We start from the raw sequence: 23557 nt of genomic DNA on the forward strand, positions 1-23557 counted from the left end.
TAAAATCGAGATGTTTTCTCAACCGGGAGCCGTTCCCTGGATAGGCACAATTCCAGCTGTGCGAAAAAGTTCCCAGCCCGACGGAACTTTTCTTGAGCTGACGCGTAATCAGCCCAGCAGGGGGAACCCGGGCCCCCCGCGTGACGCCCTGACCTCAGGATTGGATCTCAAGGTTGGCCCGAAGACGAATGGAGTGGGGATGTCCCGTTCACAGCTTGTCGCTGAACACTTGCCGTTGTTGCGCCGGTACGCGCGCGCCCTGACGGGCAGCCAGGCGTCCGGCGACGCTTATGTCGCAGCCATGTTGGAAGCCATGCTGGGAGATCCGTCGGTGCTCGACGAGAGCCACGGACCGCGGGCGGGCCTGTTCCGGCTGTTCACCCAGATCTGGAATTCGGTTTCGGTGAACGACGATGCCGAGGTGACGACCCTGCCGATGCCGCCCGAGCGGCGGCTGTCGAACATCACGCCGCTGCCGCGGCAGGCCTTCCTGCTGCTGTCGCTGGAGGGATTTTCGGAAGAGGAGGTCGCCTTCATCCTCAGCACCGACGTTGCCGAGACGCGGCGGCTTGCGGATGCCGCAGGGCGCGAGATGGCGGCCGAGATCGCCACCGACGTGCTGATCATCGAGGACGAGACTTTCATTGCAATGGACCTCGAGAGCCTTGTGAAGAATCTCGGTCACAATGTCGTCGGCGTCGCGCGCACCCATGCCGACGCGGTGGCGCTCGCCAAGAACAAGCGACCCGGTCTGATCCTCGCCGACATTCAGCTCGCCGATGGCTCGTCGGGCCTGGACGCGGTCAACGAGCTGCTGCGCACCTTCGAGGTGCCGGTGGTGTTCATCACCGCCTACCCCGAGCGCTTCCTCACCGGCGAGCGTCCCGAGCCGGCGTTCCTGATCTCAAAGCCGTTCCAGCCCGCGATGGTATCGGCGGTCGCGAGCCAGGCGCTGTTCTTCCAGCGCAACTCGCGCAACCGCACGCCGAAGGCGCCGGCGGCTTAAGAAGGCCTGTATCGAACACGGGACGGCGCGTCGCAAGGCGCGCCGTTCTTATTATATGGCGGCTTATATGGCGGCGGAGCGTCGTCCTGCTCTGCCTCAGCAGCCGCGGCAGATGCTGCGAAGCATCGAGTTTAGCTTTGTATCATCCGGTCCAGGGGATTTCGCATTCAGCTTGGGCTGGCCCTCGATCCAGGTTTGAAGCAATTTCTCTCCTTCCGGTGACGGCGCCAGGTTTGGCTGCGTCCCGTCGAAAGCTATGAGGACGGTTATTCTCTGTAAATCGTCCTTCGCCTCGGTGGGCGGTTTCGGGAATGGCGCGGATCGCTCGACCATGGCCAGCGTCGCGGCGTCCAGCGGTGCGAAGCCCGTGCTTTCCACCAAAGCGCTTGAGATCAATTTGCCCGAGCGATCGACCACGAATGTCACGCCGGCATCGGCCCTTTGGCCGATCGCCTGCGGAGGAAATACCCTGTTGCGCCAGACGTGCTCGGTGACCGCTTTGCGCCACGCGGCCATAGCCTCGGACTCTGCGAGGCCGGAAGCCGGCGTGCTCAGCATCACCCCGTTCGTCGGCACCTGGAATTTCCGGCCGTTGAAGACAATCGGCACCGTAAAGGAGAACGTCTCGTCCTTCAGCTCCGAAGGCGGCTCGGGGAACGGTTGGGCGCGGGCGACGATCTCCAGCGCCACATCGTCGAGCAGTCGCGAGCCGGTGCTCGCCGCCAGTGCCCGCGAGACCAATTTGCCCGACCGGTCGATGACGAAGCCAACCTTGGCCTCACCGGTTTGCCCCAGTGCCTGGGCTGGAAATAACCTGCTCTTGGCGATGTGTGCTGACAGCCTCGCCTTCCAGGCCTGGGCATTCTCACTCTGCGTATACGTCTGCGCATCGGAAGGGAAAGCCGCAAGCAATCCGAGAAATGCGGCCAGCAAGGGGGATTTCATCTGCATCGTCGCGGATACTAATCGCCGTCCGGTTGATTGCAAGGCGTGTCGCACGCATCGCGCTCACTCCGTTGTGGGCAGCTGGAACGACCGCGATGCCCTGCCGCTTGACGGCGACCAAATTGCCCCCTTGATACGTCGGGCCGATGACATCCATTGCAGGCTCAAGCCGCCGGGAGAGACACGACCATGGATCAGCAACTCCTCGATCGCCTTGCCATTCGCGACCTCGTCGAGAACTGGGTGGTGTGGCGCGATGCTGGTGATTGGGAGCGGTTTGCCACCGTCTGGCACCAAGAGGGCTGGATGTCCGCCACCTGGTTTCAGGGACCGGCGCGGGATTTCATACGCGTCAGCCAGGAGGGGTTTGCCAAGGGCGTGCGCATCCTGCATTTCCTCGGTGGCACGAGCATCGATCTCGCCGGCGAGCGGGCCATCGCCCAGACCAAGATGACGATCTCGCAGCGCGCTCTGGTGCACGACGTGCTCTGCGACGTCGTCTGCACCGGGCGGTTCTACGATTTCCTGGAGAAGCGGCAGGACCAATCAGGTATTAGCAAATGGGGCATCGTCCGCCGCCAGCCGATCTATGAGAAGGACCGGATTGATCCGGTCGATCCTGCCGCGACGCTTCGCCTCGATCAGCAGGCGCTCGCTGCGCTGCCCGAAGGCTATCGCCACCTCGCCTATGCGCAGGAGCTGATCGGCTACAAGGTCAAGCGTGACATGCCGGGCCTGATCGGGCCTGAGGTCGAGAAGCTCTATGGCGAGGGGCGGGACTGGCTGACGGGGAAGGCCTAATAACTCGCACCAAGTGAGCTCCAGACAAAAGTAAGGCGCGACTGGCATCACCACAGTCGCGCCCTACGTCGCCGGCTTATGGGGCAGGGGGGAATAGCCGGCTGCTGAGACGACTCCCGACTGGCAGAGTCGTTCCACGGCTTGCGAAATATTTTGTCGGCCCTGCGGCATTTTTCGCACACGGTTAAGTGATCGTAACGGCCGAGAACCCCCGATCCTCTGCCGGCGTTGTTCCCGCGATCGCCATGGGGCGAGGGACCGTCAGCCATGTCACAGATTCAAAAGGTATTTTTGAGCGCCATCGCGATCGCCGCCTCGCTTGGCGCCGTGCAATTAGCCTCCGGCCACGATCTGGCTGACCGCTGGCAAGCGGTCGCCGCCAAGGCTGACAAGCCGGGCCACAACGTCAATCGCGCCGCGAAGGCGGACCGGCTCGGGGAGGTCCAGCCGGCAGCAGTTTCCACCCGCACGGTGTCGATGCGGTTGAACGACCTTCCCGATACGTCGGTGCTGCTGCGGGTCCCGGCGGTGATCGAGAGCGGCAACGCCAAGCCGCCCGTGCTGCTCCAGAACCAGAAGAAGCCTCGCACCAAGCCGACGATCGCCTGTGAGCCGATGGTCAGCTCCCTGACCGAGGTCGCAAGGCTGCTCCAGCCCGGCCGTTGCGTGACCTGATCCGCGCCCCCTTGTGATGGTGGCTGCGCCGGGGGGATGCTTCACATCCTCTTGATCCGCCGTTGCCTCGCGCTATATCCGGGTTCCTCCCTTTGTTTTGACCGGGTAAGCGCATGACGACGTCAGATACGGCTGTGCATACGCAGCCTTTCCAGGCCGAAGTTTCCGAACTGCTGCACCTGATGGTGCACTCCGTTTATTCGGAAACCGACATCTTCCTCCGCGAACTCATCTCCAATGCCTCCGATGCCTGCGACAAGCTGCGCTACGAGGCCATCGCAAGTCCCGCCCTGCTGGGTGAAGGCGACACGCTCAAGATCCGCATCATTCCGAACAAGACGGCCAAGACGCTCACGATCGCCGACAATGGCATCGGCATGGAGCGGCAGGAGCTGATCGACCACCTCGGCACCATCGCCCGTTCCGGCACCAAGGCGTTCGTGTCCAAGCTGAAAGAGGCCAAGGACGGGCTCGGCCTGATCGGCCAGTTCGGCGTTGGCTTCTATTCCGCCTTCATGGTCGCCGAGAAGATCGTCGTGATCAGCCGCCGCGCCGGGGAGAGCGACGTCTGGACGTGGACCTCCTCCGGCGGCTCCGGCTTCGAAATCGCCCGTGCCAGCGACGAGGAGGCGGCGCGCGTGACGCGCGGCACCGAGATCGTCCTGCATCTGAAGGACGATGCGAAAAGGTATCTCGAGACCTACGAGATCCAGCGCATCGTCACGGCCTATTCGGACAACATCCTGTTTCCGATCGAGCTCGTGCCGGAAGAAGGTGAGCCGCGCCAGATCAATTCGGCGAGCGCGCTGTGGCAGCGCGCGAAATCCGAGCTGACGGCAGACGATTACAAGAAGGCCTATCAGCAGATCGCCTCCGCCTTCGACGATCCCGCCATGACGCTGCATTACCGCGCGGAAGGGCGCTACTCCTACGCCGTGCTGCTGTTCGCGCCCTCGACCAAGCCGTTCGACCTGTTCGAGCCGAACCGCAAGGGGCGAGTGAAGCTCTACGTCCGGCGTGTCTTCATCACCGATGATGCCGATCTGTTGCCGGGCTACTTGCGCTTCATCCGCGGCGTGGTCGACAGCGAAGATCTCCCGCTCAATATTTCGCGCGAGATGCTCCAGAACAATCCGCAGCTCGCGCAGATCCGCAAAGCGGTGGCGACCCGCGTCGTATCCGAGCTCGAAAGCCTTGCCGAGAAGGATCCGGACAATTTTACCAAGATATGGGACGCCTTCGGCGCGGTATTGAAGGAAGGCATCTACGAGGATTTCGAGCGGCGCGAAAAGCTGCTCGCGCTGTCGCGCTTCACCACCACGTCGGGCGAGAAGCGGTCGCTGAAGCAGGTCGTCGCCGACTTCAAGCCGAACCAGGCCGAGATCTATTATCTGGTCGGCGACAGCATCGAGCGGCTGAAATCCAACCCGCGGCTGGAAGCTGCGACCGCGCGCGGCATCGAGGTGCTGCTGCTGTCCGATCCTGTCGATGCCTTCTGGACCTCGATGCCATCGGAGTTCGAAGGCAAGCCGCTGAAGTCGCTGAGCCAGGGCGATCTCAATCTCGACCTGATCCCGCGTATCGACGACAAGGACGAGCCGAGGAAGGACGAGCCCGCCGCGGACGAAGCGGCCACCATCGCGGTCATCAAGGCCTCGCTCGGCGAGCGCGTCAGCGACGTCAAGGCCTCGACGCGGCTTACCAGCTCGGCCTCCTGCCTCGTCGCCGATAGCCAGGGCCCCAGCCGCGAGCTCGAGCGCATCCTGTCGCAGCAGAACCGCGGCATGAAGACCAAGCCGATCCTCGAAATCAATCTGCGCCATCCGCTGGTCACCGCGGTCACCAAGGCGCAAGCTGGCTCGAAGGTCGTCGACGATCTCAGCCTGCTCCTGCTCGAACAGGCGCAGATCCTGGACGGCGAATTGCCGGAAGACCCGGCGGCGTTCGCGGCAAGGCTGAACCGGCTGGTGTTACAGGGGCTCGGCGCGTAGCGCCGCAGCCCCAGCGTACTCACCTTGCCGTCATCTGTCCCTAGGAACAGTCGCCTCCGGCCTGCCGTTATGCCATAGCAGGCCGTCGGCATCAGCCGACACCGTCGATGTCGAGGATGTCTCCATGCGCTTGCCGATTTTGACCCTCATCGCGATTGCCACGCTGTTCGTTGCCGCCGATGCCAGCGCCCAGACCTACGATCCGCGCTACCCGGTATGTATGCACGTCTATACGCCCGGGGGCTTCACCGGTGGCGGTGGTGACTATTTCGACTGTTCCTTCACGTCGCTGCCGCAATGTCGCGCCACGGCATCGGGCCGCGCGGCCAGCTGCGATCTCAATCCTTATTACGCCTTCGATGAACCGCCGCCGCCGCGCCGGCGTCACAAGAAAGTGCATTAGCGATTCCGATGCGGCATAGCAGACTACCTTCCATGCGTTTCTCGTTCGGCCTGATCATGATTGCCGGCGCGCTGCTTCCGGCCGCGCCATCCCAGGCGCAGACCTTTGATCCGCGTTATCCCGTCTGCATGCACGTCTATTCCGGCGCGAACGGCGGTGGTGGGGAGTGGTACGACTGCTCCTTCACCTCGCTGCCGCAGTGTCGCGCCACGGCCGCCGGCCGTTCGGCGATTTGCGATCTCAATCCGTACTATCCGGTCCACGCGCCGCCGCGATCTCGCTTGCGGCGTAGCGGCGAGTGGCCCAACGGGTAATCGGCGCGCCTTGCGAGCAGACCCTCGCAAGGTCAATCCTTCCTGATTCCCGACAGCTCGACCACCTTGCGCCAGCGATCGGTTTCCGTCGCCAGCATGTTGCCGAACTCATGGGCATTGCCGTGCAGCGGGATCGCGCCGAGCTCGGCGACACGGGCCTTGATACCGGAATCAGACAGCGCGGCGTCGATCTCGCGATTGAGCAGATCGACGATCTCGCGCGGCGTGTCGCGCGGGGCGCCGACGCCGTAGAACGATGACGTCTCGTAGCCGGGCAGCGCGTCGGCGATCGACGGCACGTCGGGCAAGATTTCCGAGCGCTCGCGCGTGGTGATGCCGAGGGCGCGCAGCTTGCCGGCGCGCACCAGCTCGAAGGACGAGGAGACATTGTCGAACATGCCCTGGATCTGCCCGCTCATCACATCGGTCAGGCCCGGCGCCGAGCCGCGATAGGGGACGTGGGTGAACTGCACGCCGGCCAGCGACTTGAACAATTCGCCGGAGAGGTGCAGCGAGGTGCCGATGCCCGAGGAGGCGATCGATATCTTGCCGGGATTGGCCTTGCCGTAGGCGATGAAGTCGGCGACGGTCTTCACCGGCAGGTCGTTGTTGACGACCAGCACCAGCGGTATCCGCGCAACGCCGGCGACCGGTGCGATGCCCTTGGCGAAATCATAGGGCAACGCCGGATCGAACGAGGCGTTGATCGCGTTCGCGGTCGAGGTCAGCAGCAGCGTGTAGCCGTCGGGTGCGGAAGAGATGACCGCCTGCGTCCCGATATTGCTGCCGGCGCCGGGCTTGTTCTCGACGACGAAGGTCTGGCCGAGCCGGTCGGACAGCCGCTGGCAGAGCAGCCGAGACAGCAGGTCGGTCGCGCCACCGGGCGCATAGGGCACCACCCATTTCACACTGCGCGCGGGATAGGACGGATTGTCGAGAGCAAAGGCACGCGGCGCGGCGAGCGCGGCTGCGGTGCAGGCGGCGGTTTGAAGGAAATGTCGTCTGGTGATCATCTGTCTTGCCTCAACAAGAAACTGAAGCCACGCGCTCTTCTTCCTTCGCTCCTTGCGGGAGAAGGTGGCGCGAAGCGCCGGATGAGGGTTGTCGCCAATGGCGAGATGGCCCGTGAGGAGAGAGACCCTCACCCGTCGCGCTGCGCGCGCCACTCTCTTCCAGGGGAGAGGGTAAGAGTGCCCGCTCGGCATCGCTGCTATCGCAAGAATTGTGCAGCCGCGCACGCCGATCCCATCGACTTGGTAAAGGATGGCTAGAGTTAATCGCACACTAACGGAGTTTTACCTTGTCCCTTAACACCTGGGCAGGGCGGGCGGGCTAAGTTGCCGGAAACCAGCAGACGGTCCGCAAGAGTGAACAACATGACCACCGGCGTCATCGAGCAGCCGAAAGCGGCGCGCACGTCCTCGGCTTCTAAGATCTGGCTGAAGGCGATCGAGCTGACAGCCCGGATCGAGACGCTGCCAGGCCGGCTGTTCGCCGATGTCGTCGAGGATTGGGCGGTCCGCCAGCCTGATCGCATCGCGCTGGTCACCGATGACGCGGCGCTCGACTATGAAGGCTTGTCGAAGCGCATCAACCGCTATGCGCGCTGGGCGCGCTCTGTCGGCGTGGCCAAGGGCGATACCGTTGCGCTGATCATGGCGAACGGCATCGACTATGTTGCCGCCTGGCTCGGCATCAGCCGGATCGGCGGTGTGGTTGCGCTGATCAACACGAAGCTTGTCGGCCAATCGCTCGCGCATTGCCTCAATCTCGCAAAGCCGGCGCACATCGTCGTCGCGCACGATCTCGTGGTGGTGCTGGAGAGCGCAACGCCGTATATGAGGACGCAGCCCAAGGTTTGGACCCACGGCAATGCTCGTGGTGAACGCGCGATCGATGCCGCGCTTGCTGTCCTCGACGATGGCCCGCTCTCGCCGGAGGAACACGGCAAGGTCAGCATCAACGACCGTGCGCTGCTGATCTACACCTCAGGTACCACCGGTCTGCCGAAAGCGGCCAGCATCAGCCATCGCCGCATCCTCAATTGGGGCTTCTGGTTCGCCGGCCTCACGGGCGCGACGCCGCAGGATCGGCTCTACGATTGTCTGCCGCTATTCCATTCGGTCGGCGGCATCGTCGCGCCATGCAGCATGCTGGCCGCCGGCGGCTCGGTGGTGATTGCGGAAAAATTCTCGGCTTCGAACTTCTGGCCTGACGTCGTACGGCATGACTGCACGCTGTTCCAGTATATCGGCGAGCTCTGCCGCTACCTGCTGAAGGCGGCGCCGTCGGAATACGAGAATCAGCACCGCCTGCGGCTCGTCTGCGGCAACGGCCTGCGCGGCGACATCTGGGAGGATTTCCAGGCGCGCTTTTCCATTCCGCGCGTCCTCGAATTCTACGCGGCGACGGAAGGCAATTTCTCGCTGTTCAACGTCGAGGGACAGCCTGGCGCGATCGGGCGCGTCCCGCCGCTGCTCGCGCACCGCTTCCCGGCCAGTCTCGTCAAGCTCGATCCCGACAGCGGCGCGCCTCTACGCAATGACGAGGGCTTCTGCATCGCCTGCGCTCGCGGCGAGCCCGGCGAGGCCATCGGCCGCATCGGAACCGCGGACGAGGGCGGCGGCCGCTTCGAGGGCTACACTGATGCCGGTGAGACCGAGAAGAAGATTCTGCGCGACGTCTTCGCCAAGGGCGATGCCTGGTTCCGCACTGGCGATCTGATGCGGATCGATGACAAGGGCTTTTTCCATTTCGTCGATCGCATCGGCGACACCTTCCGCTGGAAGGGCGAAAATGTCGCGACCTCGGAAGTCAACGATGCCGTGCGCGACTTCGCCGGCGTGATCGACGCCACCACCTATGGCGTCAGCATTCCCGGAGCGGATGGCCGTGCCGGCATGAGCGCGCTCGTCGTGAACGACGGCTTTGACATTTCCGCACTGCCCGTCCATCTCGCGCAGCGGCTGCCGGCCTATGCCCGTCCCGTCTTCATCCGTATCTCCAGCGAAATCGATGCGACCGAGACCTTCAAGCAGAAGAAGGGCGAGCTCGCGCGGGAGGGATTCGACCCCGGCGCGATAAGCGATCCGCTATTCATGCTCGATCCGAAGTCGGGGGCCTACGTCACGCTCGATTCAGAGGGATTTACGAAGATTATTGAGGGGGTGGTTCGGGTATAGCGCGCGGAAATCCGCAGATAGGTCCAATTTTATCTGAATTGTCCAAGAAGCCATTTACTTGTGTCGGGTAAACAGACGGCCATGGGAGGCGGTCATCAAGAGCCGCCGCAACACGAACGATAACGAAAAGCGAGCCAGCCATGTCGGTAAGGTCTAAGGTCATTGAAGCGATCCAGCAGATCGCCAAGGAGCAGAACGTCACGCTTCCGGAGCTGTCGGACGATCTGTCGCTGCACGAGACGGGCTTCGATTCGCTCGCCTTCGCGATTCTCGTGGCGCGGCTCGAGGACGAGATCGGCGTCGACCCCTTCACCATTTCCGAGGACGCCGCGTTTCCCGCCACGGTGGGCGATTTCGTGCGAGCCTACGCAAATGTCCCCGCGTGAGATCTTTGCGCTCCGCGACCATCTCGGCGCGGAGCTGAAAGGCCGCACGATCTCCGATGCGCACGATGTCGTGTCGCTGACCGACATCCTGTCGCACACGGTCCTGGGCGGCCGGCTGCGCGAGCTGTCGGGCCGTGCCGTGCTGCTCAAGCTGTCAGACCAGCTCCGGTCGGGCCTTGCCATGATCGAGCTCGACGGCATCGCCCGCCGCATGCTGCTGTGCCCGCCGGATCTCAATCCGGCGCATCTCGATGCCTTGATCGCGGATGCCGGGATCGATGCGGTCGTCACCGATGAGCCCGACCGCTGGGCGGACACCTGCGTGCCGCTGGTCGTCGTCGCGCGATTGCCGCTTCAAGTCATCGCGCCGGCCAAGTCCGAGCGCGCGACCGAATGGCTGATGCTCACCTCGGGCACCTCAGGCGTGCCAAAGATCGTCGGCCATACGCTGGAAGCCTTGACCGGGGCGATCGTCGCTGAAGGCCCTGCACGTGGTCAGGCGCCGGTCTGGGCGACGTTTTACGACATTCGCCGCTATGGCGGCCTGCAGATATTCCTCCGCGCCGTTCTTTCCGGCGGCTCGATGGTGCTGTCCGATCCGCATGAATCGCTCGCCGATCACGTCGCGCGGCTGAAGGCGCGCGGCGTCTCGCACATCTCCGGTACGCCCTCGCATTGGCGCAAGCTCTTGATGAGCGGTTCGGCGGCGCAATTCGCCCCGGCTTACGTCCGTCTCTCCGGCGAAATCGCAGACCAGGCGGTGCTGGACGGTTTGAAGGCGGCGTTCCCCAATGCCTCCGTCGGCCATGCCTATGCCTCAACCGAGGCCGGCGTCGGCTTCGCCGTGAATGACGGGCTGGAAGGCTTTCCGGCCGATTATCTCGGCAACCGCAACGGCGTCGAGATGAAGGTCACCGACGCCTCGCTGCGAATCCGCTCGGCGCGCACCGCGCATGCCTATGTTGGCCGCAATGCGGCGGCGCTCACCGATGCCGACGGCTTCGTCGACAGCGGCGACATCGTCGAGCTGCGCGGCGACCGCTATTATTTCGTCGGCCGGCGCGGCGGCATCATCAATATCGGCGGGCTGAAGGTCCACCCCGAGGAGATCGAGGCGGTAATCAACCGCCATCCCGACGTGCGGATGTCGCGGGCCAAATCCCGCCGCAGCCCGATCACCGGCGGCATCGTCGTCGCCGACGTAATCCTCACTGAGGGCACCGATCAGGCACGCGCGAAGGAGATCCGCGACCAGATCCTGGAGCATTGCCGCGCCCAGCTCGCGTCCCACAAGGTGCCGGCGGTGATCCGCTTCGTCGAGGCACTCGACGTCACCCCGGCCGGAAAACTGGCGCGCACCGATGCATAATGTTCTCGTCACCGGTGGCAGCCGCGGCATTGGGCTAGCGATTGCGAGGCGCCTCGTTGGTGCAGGCTTCAACGTGATCGCGGCCGCACGGCGCGAGAGCGACGAGCTCAAGGCGGCCATCGCCGGGTCCGAGGAGCGTCTGCACTTCCGCGCCTGCGATCTTGCCGTGATCGATGCGATCCCGGCCTTTGCAAAGCTGGTGCGCGACGAATTCGGCCCGATCTACGGCCTCGTCAACAATGCCGGCCTCGGCACCGAAGGCCTGCTCGCCACCATGCACAATTCCGAGATTGCGGCGCTGGTGCAACTCAACGTGCTGTCGCCGATCATCCTCACCAAATATGTCGCGCGGCAGATGATGGCCGATGGCGCCGGCCGCATCATCAACATCTCCTCGATCATCGCGACCACGGGCTACAACGGGCTCTCGGTCTACGGCGCGACCAAGGCGGCCGCCACCGGCTTCACCCGCTCCCTCGCGCGCGAGGTCGGCAAGCTCGGCATCACCGTGAATGCGATCGCTCCGGGCTTCATCGACACCGAACTCACCCACAATCTCTCCGACGAGGGCCGCAAGCGCATCGCCGGCCGCAGCGCGCTGCGCCGCCTCCCGGAGACGGACGACGTCGCGCGCATGGTGGAATATCTGCTGGGCGAAGGCGGCCGCAATGTCACCGGGACGGTGTTCACCGTCGACGCGGGGAACACGGCGTAGGCGGAACTCTGCCGTCATGATCGCATTTGATCCGGCAATGACATTCAGCCGGATTTGGTCGTAAGATGCCCCGCAATCGATTGGGTTACGTCAATCGATCTGCCCTAATCGACAGGGAGCAGTCCATGGCCACGCCAAACATGACGGCTTCAAATCAGGGCCACACGGAGCAATCCCGTGCGAACCCCGACGATGTCCACTGCACGCCGATGTCGCATCAGAATTCCGGCGGCCATGGACATGAAATGTACCCGCAGCAATTCGTCCGCCTGATCGGCTGCCATGATGCGTCTCTCGACGCCTTGCGCAAGCGTCAAGACGAGAAGCTTCACTAACCCGCTCACGTCCGCCGCTTGGGCAAGTCCTTCGGCAGGTCAATTCGTTCGTGCGAAAATTCCGGCGCCCCTTCGGTAAGGCGGCGGATGCGGCGCTCGCGTTCGTCCGCCGGCAATGCGGGACGAGCAACGATTCGATCTCGTGCGTTGCGATCTCTTCGATCCTGGTGGCGTCCGATGCGATCGGATGTGCCGACGTGAGGACCGGGGGCGCGATTCTCAGGCCTGGCTCGATCAGCTTGCAGATCGCATCCGCGCGGGTCAGGTGGTGCGCTTCGGTGAGTCCTTGTTGCCGAAATCGGACACCTCGATCATCCCGTGCGAGCCGACCAACGATAGCCGCTCTCCTCCGCCGGCCGTTTGATGCCGATCAATGATCCCGCCGCGGCATTGCAGCGCGGCCGCATCTTGTTGTCCGGGGCCGTTTCGGCCAATGATGAGACGGGGCGCCCAGCGAACCCGGATCGATCGTCCCACGTATTTATTTTACATCCCAACCATCCGGCATTCCCGATGACCTCAGGCGAATCCTTCTATGGCGGCATTCCCGTCTTCCGGGGCTTCACCAGCCTGATGGATCCTGCGCTCTATTCGCCGCTGCCGGACGACTGGAGCATCGGTGTTGCCGACATCGTCGATTCGACCAAGGCGATCGCGGCGCAACGATACAAGGCGGTGAATATGGCTGGCGCGGCGGTGATCGCGGCGGTGACCAACGCGCTGGGAGGGCGCGAATTCCCCTTCGTGTTCGGCGGCGACGGCGCGAGCTTCGCGGTCGCGCCGGACGATATCGAACTTGCCCGCGAGGCACTGGCTGCGACCGCGACCTGGGTGCGGGAAGATCTCGATCTGATCATGCGCGTCGCACTGGTGCCGGTCGGCGTCATTCGCGCTCAAGGCCTTGACGTGCGCGTCGCCCGGTTCGGGCCGTCGGCAAACCTGTCCTATGCGATGTTCTCAGGCGGCGGGCTTGCCTGGGCCGATGCCGCGATGAAGCGCGGCGAGTTTGCGGTCACGGAGGCGCCCGCCGGCACGCAACCGGACCTCTCCGGACTATCGTGCCGGTTCGAGGTGATGCCGGCTGCGCGCGGCCTGATCCTGTCGGTGCTGGTGATGCCGGTGCGCGGCGTCGATCCGCACGCCTTCCGCAAGGTGATCGAGGACATCATCCATCTTGTCGAGCGTAGTCCGGAGGGCGGCCGCCCGGTGCCTCCGCAGGGGCCGCCGCTGAAATGGCCGCCGCAGGGGCTCGAGCTCGAAGCCCGCACCAAACGCGGCGGTCCGCTGCTCGCGCGCAGAGCCAGTGTGCTGGCCTATACGCTGTTCGCCTATCTGATCATGCGCTTCGACATCAAGATCGGCGGTTTCGTGCCGAGCCTCTACAAACGCCAGGTCGTCGAGAACTCGGACTTCCGCAAATATGACGACGGTCTGCGCATGATTCTCGACTGCACTCCGCAGCTCGAGCGCGCGCTGAGCGATCGCCTCGCGGCCGCCGCGCGCGACGGCATCGTGCGCTACGGCATCCATCAGCAGGATGCCGCGATGATGACCTGCTTCACGCCCTCGGCGCTGCGCAGCGACCATGTGCACTTCATCGACGGCGCGCAGGGCGGCTATGCCTCGGCGGCGACCGCGTTGAAGGCGATGACGGCAGCAAATTAGCGCCCCGCGCGGGTCCAGGTTTCACCGCCGCAGAGCGCGCCGACGCAGCCTTCGACCCGCAGCGAATCCGCGCCAGTCAGGCTGATACTGCTCGCATAGGTGCTGCCGTCATCGGCATTGTAGATCTGGCCCGCCCATTTGTTCGGTCCTGCGGGCTCCATGCCGCTGAACAACGGCAAGCCGATCATCGGACGCTTGGCGAGTCCGGGGTTGGGATTCTTGCTGTCGGTGGCCGGCTGGCCGGTTGAGGTGTCATGGGGCTCGCGCAGCCACACGATATGGCCGCAGATGCCGCTGCCGCATTTGCTGATCTTGACGCGGGCATCACCCGCCTGGGTCAGCCAGGTCCCGTCGGCGCTCTGCGCGTGGGCGGCAGTCGTGCCGAACAGCGCGGCGAGGAGGACGATGAACGCAGCGAATCTGGACGTCATGGAAAGGCCCCGGAATGGAGCGCCTCCATAGCAGCCCGGCAGGATAGTGCAACGCTGGATGGAATCACTTTCCTGCGTCTATATACCCGCATTGATCTACCTGCGATCATTTGCCCCAGCGCATGAAGGCGACCGAGGCTGCGGTCGACAGCCCGAACACGACCATGGCGCCGCCGACTAGCGCGAACAGGGTCCAGGCCGGCGCCTGCGCCGTCATCAGGCCAGCGCCGCCGATCGCGACGATGAGAAGCCGGGCGGTGGACGCGAGCACGGGGCCGCCGACGCGTGCGGCGCCTTGCGAGGAGAAGTACAGCGACACGCCCATGCCGAAGAACACGAACGCCGGACCTGCCCAGTGGAAATAGCTGTGCGCGGCGGCGGTGACGCCGGGATCCCGCGTGAACAGCGCGACCCACAGCGACGGAGCAAGTGCGACGGCGAGGCCGATCAGGCCGACCGTGAGTCCGGAGGCCGCGGCGGCCGTCCAGGCCACATGCCGCGCGCGTGTCATATGTCCGGCGCCGATCGCCATACCGACCATCGGCACCGAGGCGATGCCGAAGGCGAAGGTGATCGGGATCAGCAAGAACTCCAGCCGCGATCCGATGCCGTAGCCTGCCAGCATCTCGGTGCCGAAGGTCGCGAGGATCTTCGTGAAGATCAGAATGGTGAGCACGGTCTGGAGCGGCGACAGGCAGGCCACCGCGCCGACCTTGAGAATGTCCAGGAACATCGCGCGTTCGAAATGGAAGGCGCGAAAATCGAGCTGCAATCGGCTGCGGCCGGACAAGAGATACCAGAGGAAGAAGATCGCGGCGCAGCTGAACGCGATCAGCTGGCCGCTCGCCACGCCCGGCATGCCGAATTGCGGCACGCCGAACAGGCCGAGCCCCAGCGTACCGCCAAGCGCGATCTGGAGCACGCTCGCCCCGATCAGCGTCATCGAGGGCAGGCGCATGTCGCCGGTGCCGCGGATCACCGAGGCCAGCGTATTGACGAGCCAGATCGCGACCGCGCCGGAGAACAACACCTGCGAATAGCCGCAGGCTTCCTCCAGCACGCGCTCGCGGCCGCCGAGCAGTGCGAAGAAGGAGCGGCCGAAGACGAGCATCATCACCGTGAAGAACAGCCCGCCACAGAGGCCGATGATGGCGGCATGCAGCGCCAGCGTCGCGGCGCGGTCGTGATTCCCCCCACCGAGCGCGCGGCTGATCGCCGACGATACGCCGCCGCCCATCGCGCCCGCACTCATCATCTGCGTCAGCATCGCAAACGGAAACACCAGCGCGATCGCGGCGAGCGGAATGGTGCCGAGCCGGCCGATATAGGAGGTCTCAGCAACGGCAACGAGCGTGCTGCCGACCATCGCGATCATGTTGGGGATCGCGAGCCGCAGCAGCGTCGGCAGGATCGGCGCGGTCAGAAGGCCGGCAATGGGTGAGACGACCGGCGCAACCGGCGGGACGGCATCTGCGGGGGCGTCGATCGTCATGTTCACCGGGCGGAAAATTAAATGATGATCAACATATTATAAGAGAATGAGGCGCCGGCGCAGCCCTGGCTCACGCAGGGCTCACCACGGCAGGCCGCATAGGTCGATGGTGCCCAGCGTCGGCGCGCGGACGATGTGGAAGACGTAAGGAGCCATGTAGGTGAACCGGATCCGCCCCTCCGGCTGCTCGCAATAGACCTCGCCGTTGAAGGGCAGCCAGCTCCGGGCCGCGTAGAAGGCGGCGTTGTGCGGCTCGCAGAACAGCAGGGCGAAACGGACCGCCTCGTTGGCGCGGATCGTATGTACCGCTGCCTCGAGAGCCGTGGTTGCATAGCCGCGGCCGCGCTGGTCTTCCCGCGTACAGACGCCGCCGATGCCGCCGATGTGAACCTTCTGTCCGTTCCAGGTGACGGTGCGGAAGTAGATGCCGACATGGCAGACGAGACCATCCTCGGGCGTCTCGATCAGCACGCGAAGGTCGGCATTGGCCCATTTGATGTGGCTCCAGGCTGGCTTCTCCGCTGCGTCCTGACCCCAGACCGCGCTGAGCAGCGGCTTTGCGATCGGCCACGACGCGTCGCCGTTCAAAATGTCGATCTCGATGCTCATGTCGTCCTTCACAGCTCTGCTTCGCGGCGCGTTTGTTCTGTCTTAAGCGCTTCAAAGGCAATGATATTTTTATGGCGAACCGCAGGTTTGATCGACAGCGGCCCGTTCCGACGAATTTGTGCATTCCGGGAAGGCCACCCCATCACGCCTTTTCGCAAATTCTGAGGTATTTAATGGCCGCGGAACCTTCTATAAGAGGTGACCGTTATAACTCGTTCCCCACCAGTTGCGGACAAGAACCCATGACCTTTACGCTGCCCCCACTCCCTTACGCCTATGACGCCCTCGGCCAGTACATGTCGAAGGAGACGCTGGAATATCACCACGACAAGCATCATCAGGCCTACGTCACCAACGGCAACAACGCGCTCAAGGGGACCGAATGGGAAGGCAAGTCCCTTGAAGAGATCGTCAAGGGCTCGTTCGGCAAGAATCCCGCAGTGTTCAACAATGCCGGCCAGCACTACAACCACATCCACTTCTGGAGCTGGATGAAACCCAATGGCGGCGGCACCAAGCTGCCGGGCAAGCTCGAGAAGAAGATCAACGAGGACCTCGGCGGCTTCGAGAAGTTCAAGGCCGACTTCCAGGCGGCCGGCGTCGGCCAGTTCGGCTCCGGCTGGTGCTGGCTCCAGGTCAAGAACGGCAAGCTCGAGATCTCCAAGACCCCGAACGGCGAGAATCCGCTGGTGCACGGCGCCACGCCGATCCTCGGTTGCGACGTCTGGGAGCACTCCTACTACATCGACTATCGCAACCGCCGGCCCGACTATCTCAAGGCATTCGTCGAGAACCTCGTGAACTGGGAATACGTGGAGTCCCTGTTCGAGAAGGCGTGAGTTCTCACCTCGTCATTCCGGGGCGATGCGCAGCATCGAACTATGCTGCGCAGTTGCGCACCTGAGAATCTCGAGATTCCGGGTTCGACTTCGCTGCCCCGGAATGGCAGAACACAAGAAGGATAGAAAAAGGCGGTCGCTTACGCGGTCGCCTTTTTGCTGTGCGGAATTGCCCTGCGCGGCGCGCGCATGGGTCTGTCGTCACACCGTTTGCATCGGAGGCACGCCGCCCTTAATCAGGACGGGCATCACCCTCGAGCCGCTCCACACCCGTTGTCAGAAATTCCCCCGAAAGACCCGGCGCCTGCCGAGGACGCAGACTCCGAGCCGCGGCCAGGGCGTGTGCGCAAGCCGATCGGCTGGTCCACCATCATCATCGCGATCCTGGTGGCGGTGAGCGCGGTGCTGGTCTGGCGGCGTGACGGCGCCGACGGCGTTCTCGACATTCTCACTCACGATCTCTCGTTGTTCGGCGGCATCCTGCCGCGCGTGCTGGCAGGCTGCCTGCTTGGCGCCTTCATCTCCGAGATCCTGCCGCACGAAAAGGTCTCGCGCTCGCTCGGGCCGAAATCCGGTCTGATGGGCCTTCTGATCGGCACCGCCTTCGGCGCAATCCTGCCGGGAGGGCCCTTCACCGCCTATCCCGTCGCAAGCGCGCTGCTGGCGGTCGGCGCCGATTTCGGCGCCACCATTGCCATGGTCGTGAGCTGGACCCTGATCGGCTACGGCAGGGCGGTCGCCTGGGAAATCCCGATCATGGGCACCGATTTCACGCTTTGGCGGATCGTGATCTCGTTGCCGCTGCCGGTGCTCGCCGGCGCGCTCGGCCGCTTCGTCTATGTCAGGCTCTACCCGAAGCCGCTCGCGAAGGAAGACGAGAATTGAGCGCCGCGCTGCTGATCGACATCTTGCTGTGGGGCTCGGTGCTCGGCGTCGGGCTGATCGCCTTCCGCCGCGGCCCTCCGGTGTTCAAGGCCTCGCTACGCGAAGGCTCGATGGACTTCATCAACATCGTGCCGCGGATCGCGCTGGGTGTGATCGGCTCAGGCTACATCGCCGCGATCATCCCGCAGGAGGTGATCAGCGGCTGGCTCGGTCCGGACAGCGGCTGGCTCGGGGTCGCGACCGCCGTGGTGGCTGGCGCGGCCACGCCCGGCGGTCCCGTGATCGGCTTCTCCATCGGCACCGTGGCGCTGAAGTCGGGTGGCGGGGTGCCCCAGGTGGTCGCCTATGTCGTCGCCTGGGCGCTGTTCGCCTTCCAGCGGGTGATCTTGTGGGAAATACCGTTTATGCCGGCCCGCTTCGTCTGGTTCCGCTGCGCCGTCTCGGTGCCGTTCCCGTTCGTGGCGGCTGCGATCGCGATGTTGATCGGGAAGCCGTGAGGCGGGGGAGCAGTCATGCCGGGGCGGCGAAGCGAACCCGGAATCTCGAGATTCTCAGCTGCGCAACTGCGCACCATGGTTCGATGCTGCGCATCGCCCCGGAATGACGTTACCCGCCGTGGACAGGCGTAATGTTATAATATAACGTTCCGGGATGGTTCCCGCCGCGTCCCACGCCCACCAGCACGACCATGCTCATGGCCACTCCCATGACCACGCGCATTCGCATGGGCACGACCACACCCACGCCCATGTTCACGATGCGGCCTCGCCGCATCCGGCCCAGGCGGCACCCTGGTCGATCCTGCGCATGACCATGGCGGGCCGTCTCGCGGCCGCGCTCGCCGTCTGCGCCGTGCTCTGGGGCATCGTCTTCCTGGCGATGAGGTGACCATGGCGGCGCTCCACTTTCACAACGTCACGCTCGGCTATGACCGGCATCCGGCCGTGCATCATCTCGGCGGCAAGATCGCTCTGGGGGCGCTGGTCGCCGTGATCGGCCCGAACGGTGCCGGCAAGTCGACGCTGCTGCGCGGCATCGTCGGCATCCTCAGGCCGCTCGACGGCAGCATCCATCTCGGCGGGCTCGACAGCAAAGATATCGCCTATCTGCCGCAAAGCGCGGAGATCGACCGCAGCTTTCCGATCTCGGTATTCGATTTCGTCAGCACCGGGCTGTGGCGCGCGGCCGGCCTGTTTGGCGGCATCGGCAAGGCCGCGCGCGACAAGATACTCCGGGCGATCGGGTCCGTTGGCCTCAACGGATTCGAGAACCGCCCGATCGGCACGCTCTCGGGCGGTCAGATGCAGCGCGTGCTGTTCGCGCGCGTGTTGCTCCAGGATGCGAGTCTGATCGTGCTCGATGAGCCCTTCAACGCCATCGACAGCAAGACCACGGCCGATCTGCTCGCCCTGGTCAAGCACTGGCACGCTGAGGGCCGTACGGTGCTCGCTGCGCTGCACGACCTGGAGATGGTGCGCAACCATTTCAGCGAGACGCTGGTGCTGGCACGGGGCCCAGTCGCGTGGGGCCCGACGGCAGAGGTGCTGACGCCGGAGAACCTGCTGGTCGCGATGCGGATGTGCGAAGCCTTTGACGACAGCGCCGCGGCCTGCGGCGAAGATGAGCGCTTCCAGGCGGCATGATCGCAGATGCTCTATGACGCGCTGATCGGTCCGTTCACCGAATTCGAGTTCATGCGGCGGGCGCTCGCCGCCGTGATCGCGCTGGCGCTGGCGGGCGCACCGATCGGCGTGTTCCTGATGCTGCGCCGGATGAGCCTCGTCGGCGATGCCATGGCGCATGCAATCCTGCCCGGCGCGGCCGTCGGATTCCTGCTGTCGGGCCTCAATCTGTTCGCGATGACGGCCGGCGGCCTGATTGCCGGCTTTGCCGTCGCGATCCTCGCCGGCGTGGTGGCGCGATCGACCGGGCTGAAGGAGGACGCGTCGCTGGCAACCTTCTATCTGGCCTCGCTCGCGCTGGGTGTCACCATCGTCTCGATCAAGGGCACCAGTATCGACCTCTTGCACGTGCTGTTCGGCAACATCCTCGCAATGGATGATCAGACGCTGCTGGTGGTGGCCTTCAACGCCACGATCACGCTGCTGGTGCTGGCCGTGATCTACCGTCCGCTGGTGATCGAGAGCGTCGATCCCCTGTTCCTGCGCACCGTCAGCCGCGCCGGGGGGCCTGCGCATCTCGTCTTTCTCGCGCTCGTCGTCATCAATCTCGTCAATGGCTTTCAGGCGCTCGGCACGCTGCTTGCGGTCGGTCTCATGATATTGCCCGCCGGCATCGCGCGGTTCTGGTCCCGCGATCTCACCGCAATGATCTGCATCGCCGTCGTCGCTGCCGCGGTCTCGGGCTATGCGGGCCTCGTGCTGTCGTTCCAGACCCGTGTGCCGTCAGGCCCCGCGATCATCCTCGTGGCGACCGTGCTCTACGTGGTCTCCGTCCTGTTCGGGCGCGTCGGCGGTATCTTGCGGCAGCTGTTTCCCGGCCGGCATTTGGAAGCGTGACGATGCGACTGATCCTGTTCTGTGCGCTGTTGTCGATCGCCTCGCCGCTGCATGCCGCGGAGCGGCTCAATGTCGTTGCGAGCTTCTCGATTCTCGGTGATTTCGTCCGCAACGTCGGTGGTGACCGCATCAATCTGACGACGCTGGTCGGCGCCGACAGCGATGTCCACGTCTACACGCCTGCACCAAGCGATGCCAAGCGAGTCGCGGATGCAAAGCTCGTCATCGTCAACGGGCTTGGGCTGGAAGGTTGGCTGCCGCGCCTCGTTCAATCCGCGGGCAGCAAGGCGCAGGTGGTCACGGCAAGCGCCGGCATCGCGCCGCTGAAATTAGGCTCGGCCGCAGATCCCCACGCCTGGCAATCCATCCCCAACGCCAAGATCTACGTCGCCGACATCGCCAATGCGCTGGCCGCGGCTGCTCCGGATGACGCGGAGTTCTTTCGCGGCCAGGCCAAGACCTATTTGGAAAGGCTCGAGGTCCTCGACCGTGAGGTCCGCGAGGCCGTGGCAAAAATCCCACCCGAACGACGCAAGGTGATCTCCACCCACGATGCGTTCGGCTATTTTTCCGCCGAATACGGTATCCAGTTCATCGCCCCCCTCGGCGTCTCAACGGAAACCGAACCGAGCGCGCGCGACATTGCGGCCATCGTCGGCCAGATCAAGTCCGCGAGGATCCCGGCCGTGTTCCTGGAAAATATCAGCGATGACCGCTTGATCCGGCGGATCGCGGCCGAGACCGGGGCAAAGGTCGGCGGGACCCTGATTTCGGACGGTTTGACCGGCGAAAAGGGGCCTGCACCCACTTACATTGACATGGTCAGGCACAATATAAAGGCACTGACCAGCGCGCTTGACCACTAGGGCAGGGGCCACCCCGCCTCGCGTCGCGCGAAAAGCCTTGAACTCCGGAGTTGTTATGTCTGAAGCGACGTCCCAAAAGATTCCCGTGACCGTCCTGACCGGCTATCTCGGTGCCGGCAAGACCACGCTCCTGAACCGCATCCTGTCCGAGAACCACGGCAAGAAATACGCCGTCATCGTCAACGAATTCGGCGAGATCGGCATCGACAACGACCTCATCATCGGCGCCGATGAGGAAGTGTTCGAGATGAACAATGGTTGCATCTGCTGCACCGTGCGCGGCGACCTCGTCCGCATCATGGACGGCCTGATGAAACGCAAGGGCAAGTTCGACGCCATCATCGTCGAGACCACCGGTCTTGCCGATCCGGCGCCCGTCGCCCAGACCTTCTTCGTCGACGAGGATGTGCAGAAGAACGCGCGGCTCGATGCGGTGGTCACGGTGGCCGACGCCAAGTGGCTGTCCGACCGGTTGAAGGATGCGCCAGAGGCCAAGAACCAGATCGCCTTTGCCGACGTGATCGTGCTGAACAAGACCGACCTCGTCAACAAGGGCGAGCTCGCCGAGGTCGAGGCCCGCATCCGCGGCATCAACCCCTATGCGAAACTCCACCGCACCGAGCGCTGCTCGGTGGCGCTGGCCGACGTGCTCGACCGCGGCGCCTTCGATCTCGACCGCATCCTCGACATCGAGCCGGATTTCCTGGAGGCCGACGATCACGACCATGATCATCACCATCATGACGGCCACGACCATCATCACCACCATGATCACGGTCACGGCCTGAAGCACTATCACGACGAGGACATGCAGTCGCTCTCGCTCAAGACCGACAAGCCGCTCGATCCCAACGTGTTCATGCCCTGGCTGCAGAACCTGGTGCAGGTCGAGGGCGGCAAGATCCTGCGCTCCAAGGGTATCCTCGCCTTCCACGACGATGACGACCGCTACGTCTTCCAGGGCGTCCACATGATGCTGGAGGGCAACCACCAGCGGAAGTGGAAGGAGGGTGAGCCGCGCGAGAGCCGCCTCGTCTTCATCGGCCGCGAATTGCCTGAGGAGGCGATCCGCAAGGGTTTCGAGAGCTGCATCGTCTCGTGATGAAAGAGTTCGCGCCACTCCCGGATTCCGCCTCGATCGTCTCCGTCACCGACCGCGTCAAGCCTGTTGCGCTCGGCATGGCCGTGACCTCGGCGCATTTCCTTGGTCCTCGTGCCGCCTTCGTCGGCGGCGAGGAGAACGTCGCGTTCGTCGACGCCAAGGGTGAGATCACCAGGGTCGCAGTGCACAGCGGCGGCATTCTCTCGACTGCCTCCGACGGCAAGCGCCTCGTAATGGGCGGTGACGACGGCAAGGTCGTGTCGCTCGATGCCGAGGGCGAGGTGATGCTGCTCGCCACCGATCCCAAGCGGCGCTGGATCGACGCGGTGGCGCTGCACGCCGATGGCGCCTTCGCCTGGTCGGCCGGCAAGACGGCCACGGTCAAGAGCGGCAAGGCCGAGGAGAAGTCGATCGAAGTGCCATCGACCGTCGGCGGACTTGCCTTCGCGCCGAAGGGCCTGCGGCTCGCGATCGCGCATTACAATGGCGTGACGCTGTGGTTTCCGAACATGGCGGGATCGGCCGAATTCCTGCCCTGGGCCGGCTCGCATCACGGCGTCACCTTCAGCCCCGACAACAAGTTTCTCGTCACGGCGATGCACGAACCGGCGCTGCACGGCTGGCGGCTCGCCGATAGCAGGCACATGCGCATGACCGGCTATCCCGGTCGTGTCCGCTCGATGTCCTGGAGCGTGGGCGGCAAGGGGCTCGCGACTTCGGGCGCCGACACCGTCATCATATGGCCATTCGGCAGCAAGGACGGTCCGATGGGCAAGGAGCCGGCGATGCTCGCCCCGCTACAGGCACGCGTGTCCGTGGTCGCCTGCCATCCGAAGAACGACATCCTCGCCGCCGGCTACAGCGACGGCACCGTGCTGATGGTGCGGCTGGAGGATGGCGCGGAGATCCTGGTGCGCCGCAACGGTACGCCGCCGGTCGCCGCGCTTGCCTGGAACGCCAAAGGCACGCTGCTGGCTTTTGCCGATGAAAATGGGGACGGCGGCCTGCTGGAGCTTTAATCTGTCAT

26 protein-coding genes and 1 pseudogene are annotated in these 23557 nt (G+C 64.3%); 21 read left to right on the plus strand and 6 right to left on the minus strand.

What is annotated here, in order from left to right:
* Positions 1–199: 199 nt before the first annotated feature.
* Positions 200–1006, plus strand: a complete 807-nt coding sequence (locus tag P6U27_RS04435; protein WP_122400825.1) for a response regulator — start codon at positions 200–202, stop codon at positions 1004–1006.
* 96 nt (positions 1007–1102) lie between these two features.
* Here P6U27_RS04435 and P6U27_RS04440 read toward each other — a convergent pair whose 3' ends face one another.
* A complete protein-coding gene (locus tag P6U27_RS04440; RefSeq protein WP_245509447.1) occupies positions 1103–1951 on the minus strand; it encodes an energy transducer TonB in 849 nt (282 codons plus the stop codon).
* Positions 1952–2140: 189 nt separating this feature from the next.
* On the opposite strand from P6U27_RS04440, the gene P6U27_RS04445 reads away from it, so the two are divergent.
* From P6U27_RS04445 to P6U27_RS04465, 5 genes are all read left to right on the plus strand, one after another.
* A complete protein-coding gene (locus P6U27_RS04445; RefSeq protein ID WP_122400827.1) occupies positions 2141–2752 on the plus strand; it encodes a nuclear transport factor 2 family protein in 612 nt (203 codons plus the stop codon).
* 267 nt (positions 2753–3019) lie between these two features.
* Positions 3020–3427, plus strand: a complete 408-nt coding sequence (locus tag P6U27_RS04450; RefSeq protein ID WP_122400828.1) for a hypothetical protein — start codon at positions 3020–3022, stop codon at positions 3425–3427.
* A 113-nt stretch (positions 3428–3540) separates the two neighbouring features.
* Positions 3541–5418 (plus strand): molecular chaperone HtpG, encoded by a 1878-nt coding sequence (gene htpG / locus P6U27_RS04455; RefSeq protein WP_407193706.1) that lies wholly within the window; start codon positions 3541–3543, stop codon positions 5416–5418.
* 124 nt (positions 5419–5542) lie between these two features.
* Positions 5543–5821 (plus strand): DUF3551 domain-containing protein, encoded by a 279-nt coding sequence (locus P6U27_RS04460; protein WP_122400830.1) that lies wholly within the window; start codon positions 5543–5545, stop codon positions 5819–5821.
* A 32-nt stretch (positions 5822–5853) separates the two neighbouring features.
* Positions 5854–6135, plus strand: a complete 282-nt coding sequence (locus P6U27_RS04465; RefSeq protein WP_122400831.1) for a DUF3551 domain-containing protein — start codon at positions 5854–5856, stop codon at positions 6133–6135.
* A 32-nt stretch (positions 6136–6167) separates the two neighbouring features.
* On the opposite strand, the gene P6U27_RS04470 is transcribed toward P6U27_RS04465, so the two are convergent.
* Positions 6168–7148, minus strand: a complete 981-nt coding sequence (locus P6U27_RS04470) for a Bug family tripartite tricarboxylate transporter substrate binding protein (protein WP_407193707.1) — start codon at positions 7146–7148, stop codon at positions 6168–6170.
* 354 nt (positions 7149–7502) lie between these two features.
* Here P6U27_RS04470 and P6U27_RS04475 point away from each other — a divergent pair, with 354 nt between their 5' ends.
* From P6U27_RS04475 to P6U27_RS04495, 5 genes are all read left to right on the plus strand, one after another.
* Positions 7503–9317, plus strand: coding sequence for a long-chain-acyl-CoA synthetase (locus tag P6U27_RS04475; RefSeq protein ID WP_122400833.1), 1815 nt, complete (start codon positions 7503–7505; stop codon positions 9315–9317).
* A gap of 140 nt (positions 9318–9457) precedes the next feature.
* Positions 9458–9703, plus strand: a complete 246-nt coding sequence (locus P6U27_RS04480; protein ID WP_122400834.1) for an acyl carrier protein — start codon at positions 9458–9460, stop codon at positions 9701–9703.
* The gene (locus tag P6U27_RS04485; RefSeq protein ID WP_209294628.1) at positions 9690–11072 is read left to right on the plus strand and encodes a class I adenylate-forming enzyme family protein; all 1383 of its coding nucleotides are present in this window, start codon (positions 9690–9692) and stop codon (positions 11070–11072) included. Before P6U27_RS04480 ends, P6U27_RS04485 begins: the two co-directional genes overlap by 14 nt.
* Positions 11065–11787 (plus strand): SDR family NAD(P)-dependent oxidoreductase, encoded by a 723-nt coding sequence (locus P6U27_RS04490; RefSeq protein ID WP_209294629.1) that lies wholly within the window; start codon positions 11065–11067, stop codon positions 11785–11787. The genes P6U27_RS04485 and P6U27_RS04490 overlap by 8 nt, the downstream gene beginning before the upstream one ends.
* Positions 11788–11912: 125 nt before the next feature.
* Positions 11913–12122, plus strand: a complete 210-nt coding sequence (locus P6U27_RS04495; protein ID WP_122406371.1) for a hypothetical protein — start codon at positions 11913–11915, stop codon at positions 12120–12122.
* Positions 12123–12127: 5 nt separating this feature from the next.
* On the opposite strand, the pseudogene P6U27_RS04500 reads toward P6U27_RS04495, so the two are convergent.
* Positions 12128–12399, minus strand: a pseudogene (locus P6U27_RS04500) (hypothetical protein); the annotation flags it as partial.
* Positions 12400–12635: 236 nt separating this feature from the next.
* On the opposite strand from P6U27_RS04500, the gene P6U27_RS04505 reads away from it, so the two are divergent.
* Entirely contained in the window at positions 12636–13787 is a 1152-nt protein-coding gene (locus tag P6U27_RS04505) for a DUF3095 domain-containing protein (protein WP_209294630.1), read from the plus strand.
* Here P6U27_RS04505 and P6U27_RS04510 read toward each other — a convergent pair.
* From P6U27_RS04510 to P6U27_RS04520, 3 genes are all read right to left on the minus strand, one after another.
* Positions 13784–14218, minus strand: a complete 435-nt coding sequence (locus P6U27_RS04510; RefSeq protein WP_407193708.1) for a DUF2147 domain-containing protein — start codon at positions 14216–14218, stop codon at positions 13784–13786. The two genes, P6U27_RS04505 and P6U27_RS04510, sit on opposite strands and share 4 nt — an antisense overlap.
* 106 nt (positions 14219–14324) lie before the next feature.
* Entirely contained in the window at positions 14325–15710 is a 1386-nt protein-coding gene (locus P6U27_RS04515) for an MATE family efflux transporter (RefSeq protein WP_209294632.1), read from the minus strand.
* An 81-nt stretch (positions 15711–15791) separates the two neighbouring features.
* Positions 15792–16319, minus strand: coding sequence for a GNAT family N-acetyltransferase (locus P6U27_RS04520; protein ID WP_209294633.1), 528 nt, complete (start codon positions 16317–16319; stop codon positions 15792–15794).
* Positions 16320–16561: 242 nt separating this feature from the next.
* Between P6U27_RS04520 and P6U27_RS04525 the strand changes: the two genes are divergently transcribed.
* The 9 genes from P6U27_RS04525 (at position 16562) to P6U27_RS04565 (ending at position 23549) form a co-directional block, all read left to right on the plus strand.
* Positions 16562–17158 carry a superoxide dismutase gene (locus tag P6U27_RS04525; protein ID WP_061024641.1) on the plus strand — a complete coding sequence of 199 codons (597 nt, stop codon included), beginning with the start codon at positions 16562–16564 and terminating at the stop codon, positions 17156–17158.
* Between the two features lie 273 nt (positions 17159–17431).
* Positions 17432–18043, plus strand: a complete 612-nt coding sequence (locus tag P6U27_RS04530; protein ID WP_209294634.1) for a permease — start codon at positions 17432–17434, stop codon at positions 18041–18043.
* A complete protein-coding gene (locus tag P6U27_RS04535; RefSeq protein WP_209294635.1) occupies positions 18040–18540 on the plus strand; it encodes a hypothetical protein in 501 nt (166 codons plus the stop codon). Before P6U27_RS04530 ends, P6U27_RS04535 begins: the two co-directional genes overlap by 4 nt.
* A 154-nt stretch (positions 18541–18694) precedes the next feature.
* The gene (locus P6U27_RS04540) at positions 18695–18931 is read left to right on the plus strand and encodes a hypothetical protein (RefSeq protein ID WP_209294636.1); all 237 of its coding nucleotides are present in this window, start codon (positions 18695–18697) and stop codon (positions 18929–18931) included.
* Between the two features lie 2 nt (positions 18932–18933).
* Positions 18934–19686, plus strand: coding sequence for a metal ABC transporter ATP-binding protein (locus tag P6U27_RS04545; protein WP_209294637.1), 753 nt, complete (start codon positions 18934–18936; stop codon positions 19684–19686).
* Positions 19687–19692: 6 nt separating this feature from the next.
* Positions 19693–20562: a metal ABC transporter permease gene (locus P6U27_RS04550; RefSeq protein WP_209294638.1), complete on the plus strand. Its 870-nt coding sequence runs from the start codon at positions 19693–19695 to the stop codon at positions 20560–20562.
* Between the two features lie 2 nt (positions 20563–20564).
* Positions 20565–21428, plus strand: coding sequence for a metal ABC transporter solute-binding protein, Zn/Mn family (locus tag P6U27_RS04555; protein ID WP_209294639.1), 864 nt, complete (start codon positions 20565–20567; stop codon positions 21426–21428).
* A 55-nt stretch (positions 21429–21483) separates the two neighbouring features.
* A complete protein-coding gene (locus P6U27_RS04560; RefSeq protein WP_122400845.1) occupies positions 21484–22530 on the plus strand; it encodes a GTP-binding protein in 1047 nt (348 codons plus the stop codon).
* Positions 22530–23549, plus strand: a complete 1020-nt coding sequence (locus P6U27_RS04565; protein WP_209294675.1) for a WD40 repeat domain-containing protein — start codon at positions 22530–22532, stop codon at positions 23547–23549. The genes P6U27_RS04560 and P6U27_RS04565 overlap by 1 nt, the downstream gene beginning before the upstream one ends.
* Positions 23550–23557: the final 8 nt, after the last annotated feature.

Source organism: Bradyrhizobium sp. STM 3566, assembly GCF_045571445.1.
GTDB lineage: Bacteria > Pseudomonadota > Alphaproteobacteria > Rhizobiales > Xanthobacteraceae > Bradyrhizobium > Bradyrhizobium vignae.

What these genes read in the sequence shown, in the direction of transcription:
- P6U27_RS04435 (WP_122400825.1), top strand. Translation starts at nt 200, where the DNA reads ATGTCCCGTTCACAGCTTGTCGCTGAACACTTGCCGTTGTTGCGCCGG.
- P6U27_RS04440 (WP_245509447.1), bottom strand. Translation starts at nt 1,951, where the DNA reads ATGAAATCCCCCTTGCTGGCCGCATTTCTCGGATTGCTTGCGGCTTTC.
- P6U27_RS04445 (WP_122400827.1), top strand. Translation starts at nt 2,141, where the DNA reads ATGGATCAGCAACTCCTCGATCGCCTTGCCATTCGCGACCTCGTCGAG.
- P6U27_RS04450 (WP_122400828.1), top strand. Translation starts at nt 3,020, where the DNA reads ATGTCACAGATTCAAAAGGTATTTTTGAGCGCCATCGCGATCGCCGCC.
- htpG (WP_407193706.1), top strand. Translation starts at nt 3,541, where the DNA reads ATGACGACGTCAGATACGGCTGTGCATACGCAGCCTTTCCAGGCCGAA.
- P6U27_RS04460 (WP_122400830.1), top strand. Translation starts at nt 5,543, where the DNA reads ATGCGCTTGCCGATTTTGACCCTCATCGCGATTGCCACGCTGTTCGTT.
- P6U27_RS04465 (WP_122400831.1), top strand. Translation starts at nt 5,854, where the DNA reads ATGCGTTTCTCGTTCGGCCTGATCATGATTGCCGGCGCGCTGCTTCCG.
- P6U27_RS04470 (WP_407193707.1), bottom strand. Translation starts at nt 7,148, where the DNA reads ATGATCACCAGACGACATTTCCTTCAAACCGCCGCCTGCACCGCAGCC.
- P6U27_RS04480 (WP_122400834.1), top strand. Translation starts at nt 9,458, where the DNA reads ATGTCGGTAAGGTCTAAGGTCATTGAAGCGATCCAGCAGATCGCCAAG.
- P6U27_RS04485 (WP_209294628.1), top strand. Translation starts at nt 9,690, where the DNA reads ATGTCCCCGCGTGAGATCTTTGCGCTCCGCGACCATCTCGGCGCGGAG.
- P6U27_RS04490 (WP_209294629.1), top strand. Translation starts at nt 11,065, where the DNA reads ATGCATAATGTTCTCGTCACCGGTGGCAGCCGCGGCATTGGGCTAGCG.
- P6U27_RS04495 (WP_122406371.1), top strand. Translation starts at nt 11,913, where the DNA reads ATGGCCACGCCAAACATGACGGCTTCAAATCAGGGCCACACGGAGCAA.
- P6U27_RS04505 (WP_209294630.1), top strand. Translation starts at nt 12,636, where the DNA reads ATGACCTCAGGCGAATCCTTCTATGGCGGCATTCCCGTCTTCCGGGGC.
- P6U27_RS04510 (WP_407193708.1), bottom strand. Translation starts at nt 14,218, where the DNA reads ATGACGTCCAGATTCGCTGCGTTCATCGTCCTCCTCGCCGCGCTGTTC.
- P6U27_RS04515 (WP_209294632.1), bottom strand. Translation starts at nt 15,710, where the DNA reads ATGACGATCGACGCCCCCGCAGATGCCGTCCCGCCGGTTGCGCCGGTC.
- P6U27_RS04520 (WP_209294633.1), bottom strand. Translation starts at nt 16,319, where the DNA reads ATGAGCATCGAGATCGACATTTTGAACGGCGACGCGTCGTGGCCGATC.
- P6U27_RS04525 (WP_061024641.1), top strand. Translation starts at nt 16,562, where the DNA reads ATGACCTTTACGCTGCCCCCACTCCCTTACGCCTATGACGCCCTCGGC.
- P6U27_RS04540 (WP_209294636.1), top strand. Translation starts at nt 18,695, where the DNA reads ATGGTTCCCGCCGCGTCCCACGCCCACCAGCACGACCATGCTCATGGC.
- P6U27_RS04545 (WP_209294637.1), top strand. Translation starts at nt 18,934, where the DNA reads ATGGCGGCGCTCCACTTTCACAACGTCACGCTCGGCTATGACCGGCAT.
- P6U27_RS04550 (WP_209294638.1), top strand. Translation starts at nt 19,693, where the DNA reads ATGCTCTATGACGCGCTGATCGGTCCGTTCACCGAATTCGAGTTCATG.
- P6U27_RS04555 (WP_209294639.1), top strand. Translation starts at nt 20,565, where the DNA reads ATGCGACTGATCCTGTTCTGTGCGCTGTTGTCGATCGCCTCGCCGCTG.
- P6U27_RS04560 (WP_122400845.1), top strand. Translation starts at nt 21,484, where the DNA reads ATGTCTGAAGCGACGTCCCAAAAGATTCCCGTGACCGTCCTGACCGGC.
- P6U27_RS04565 (WP_209294675.1), top strand. Translation starts at nt 22,530, where the DNA reads ATGAAAGAGTTCGCGCCACTCCCGGATTCCGCCTCGATCGTCTCCGTC.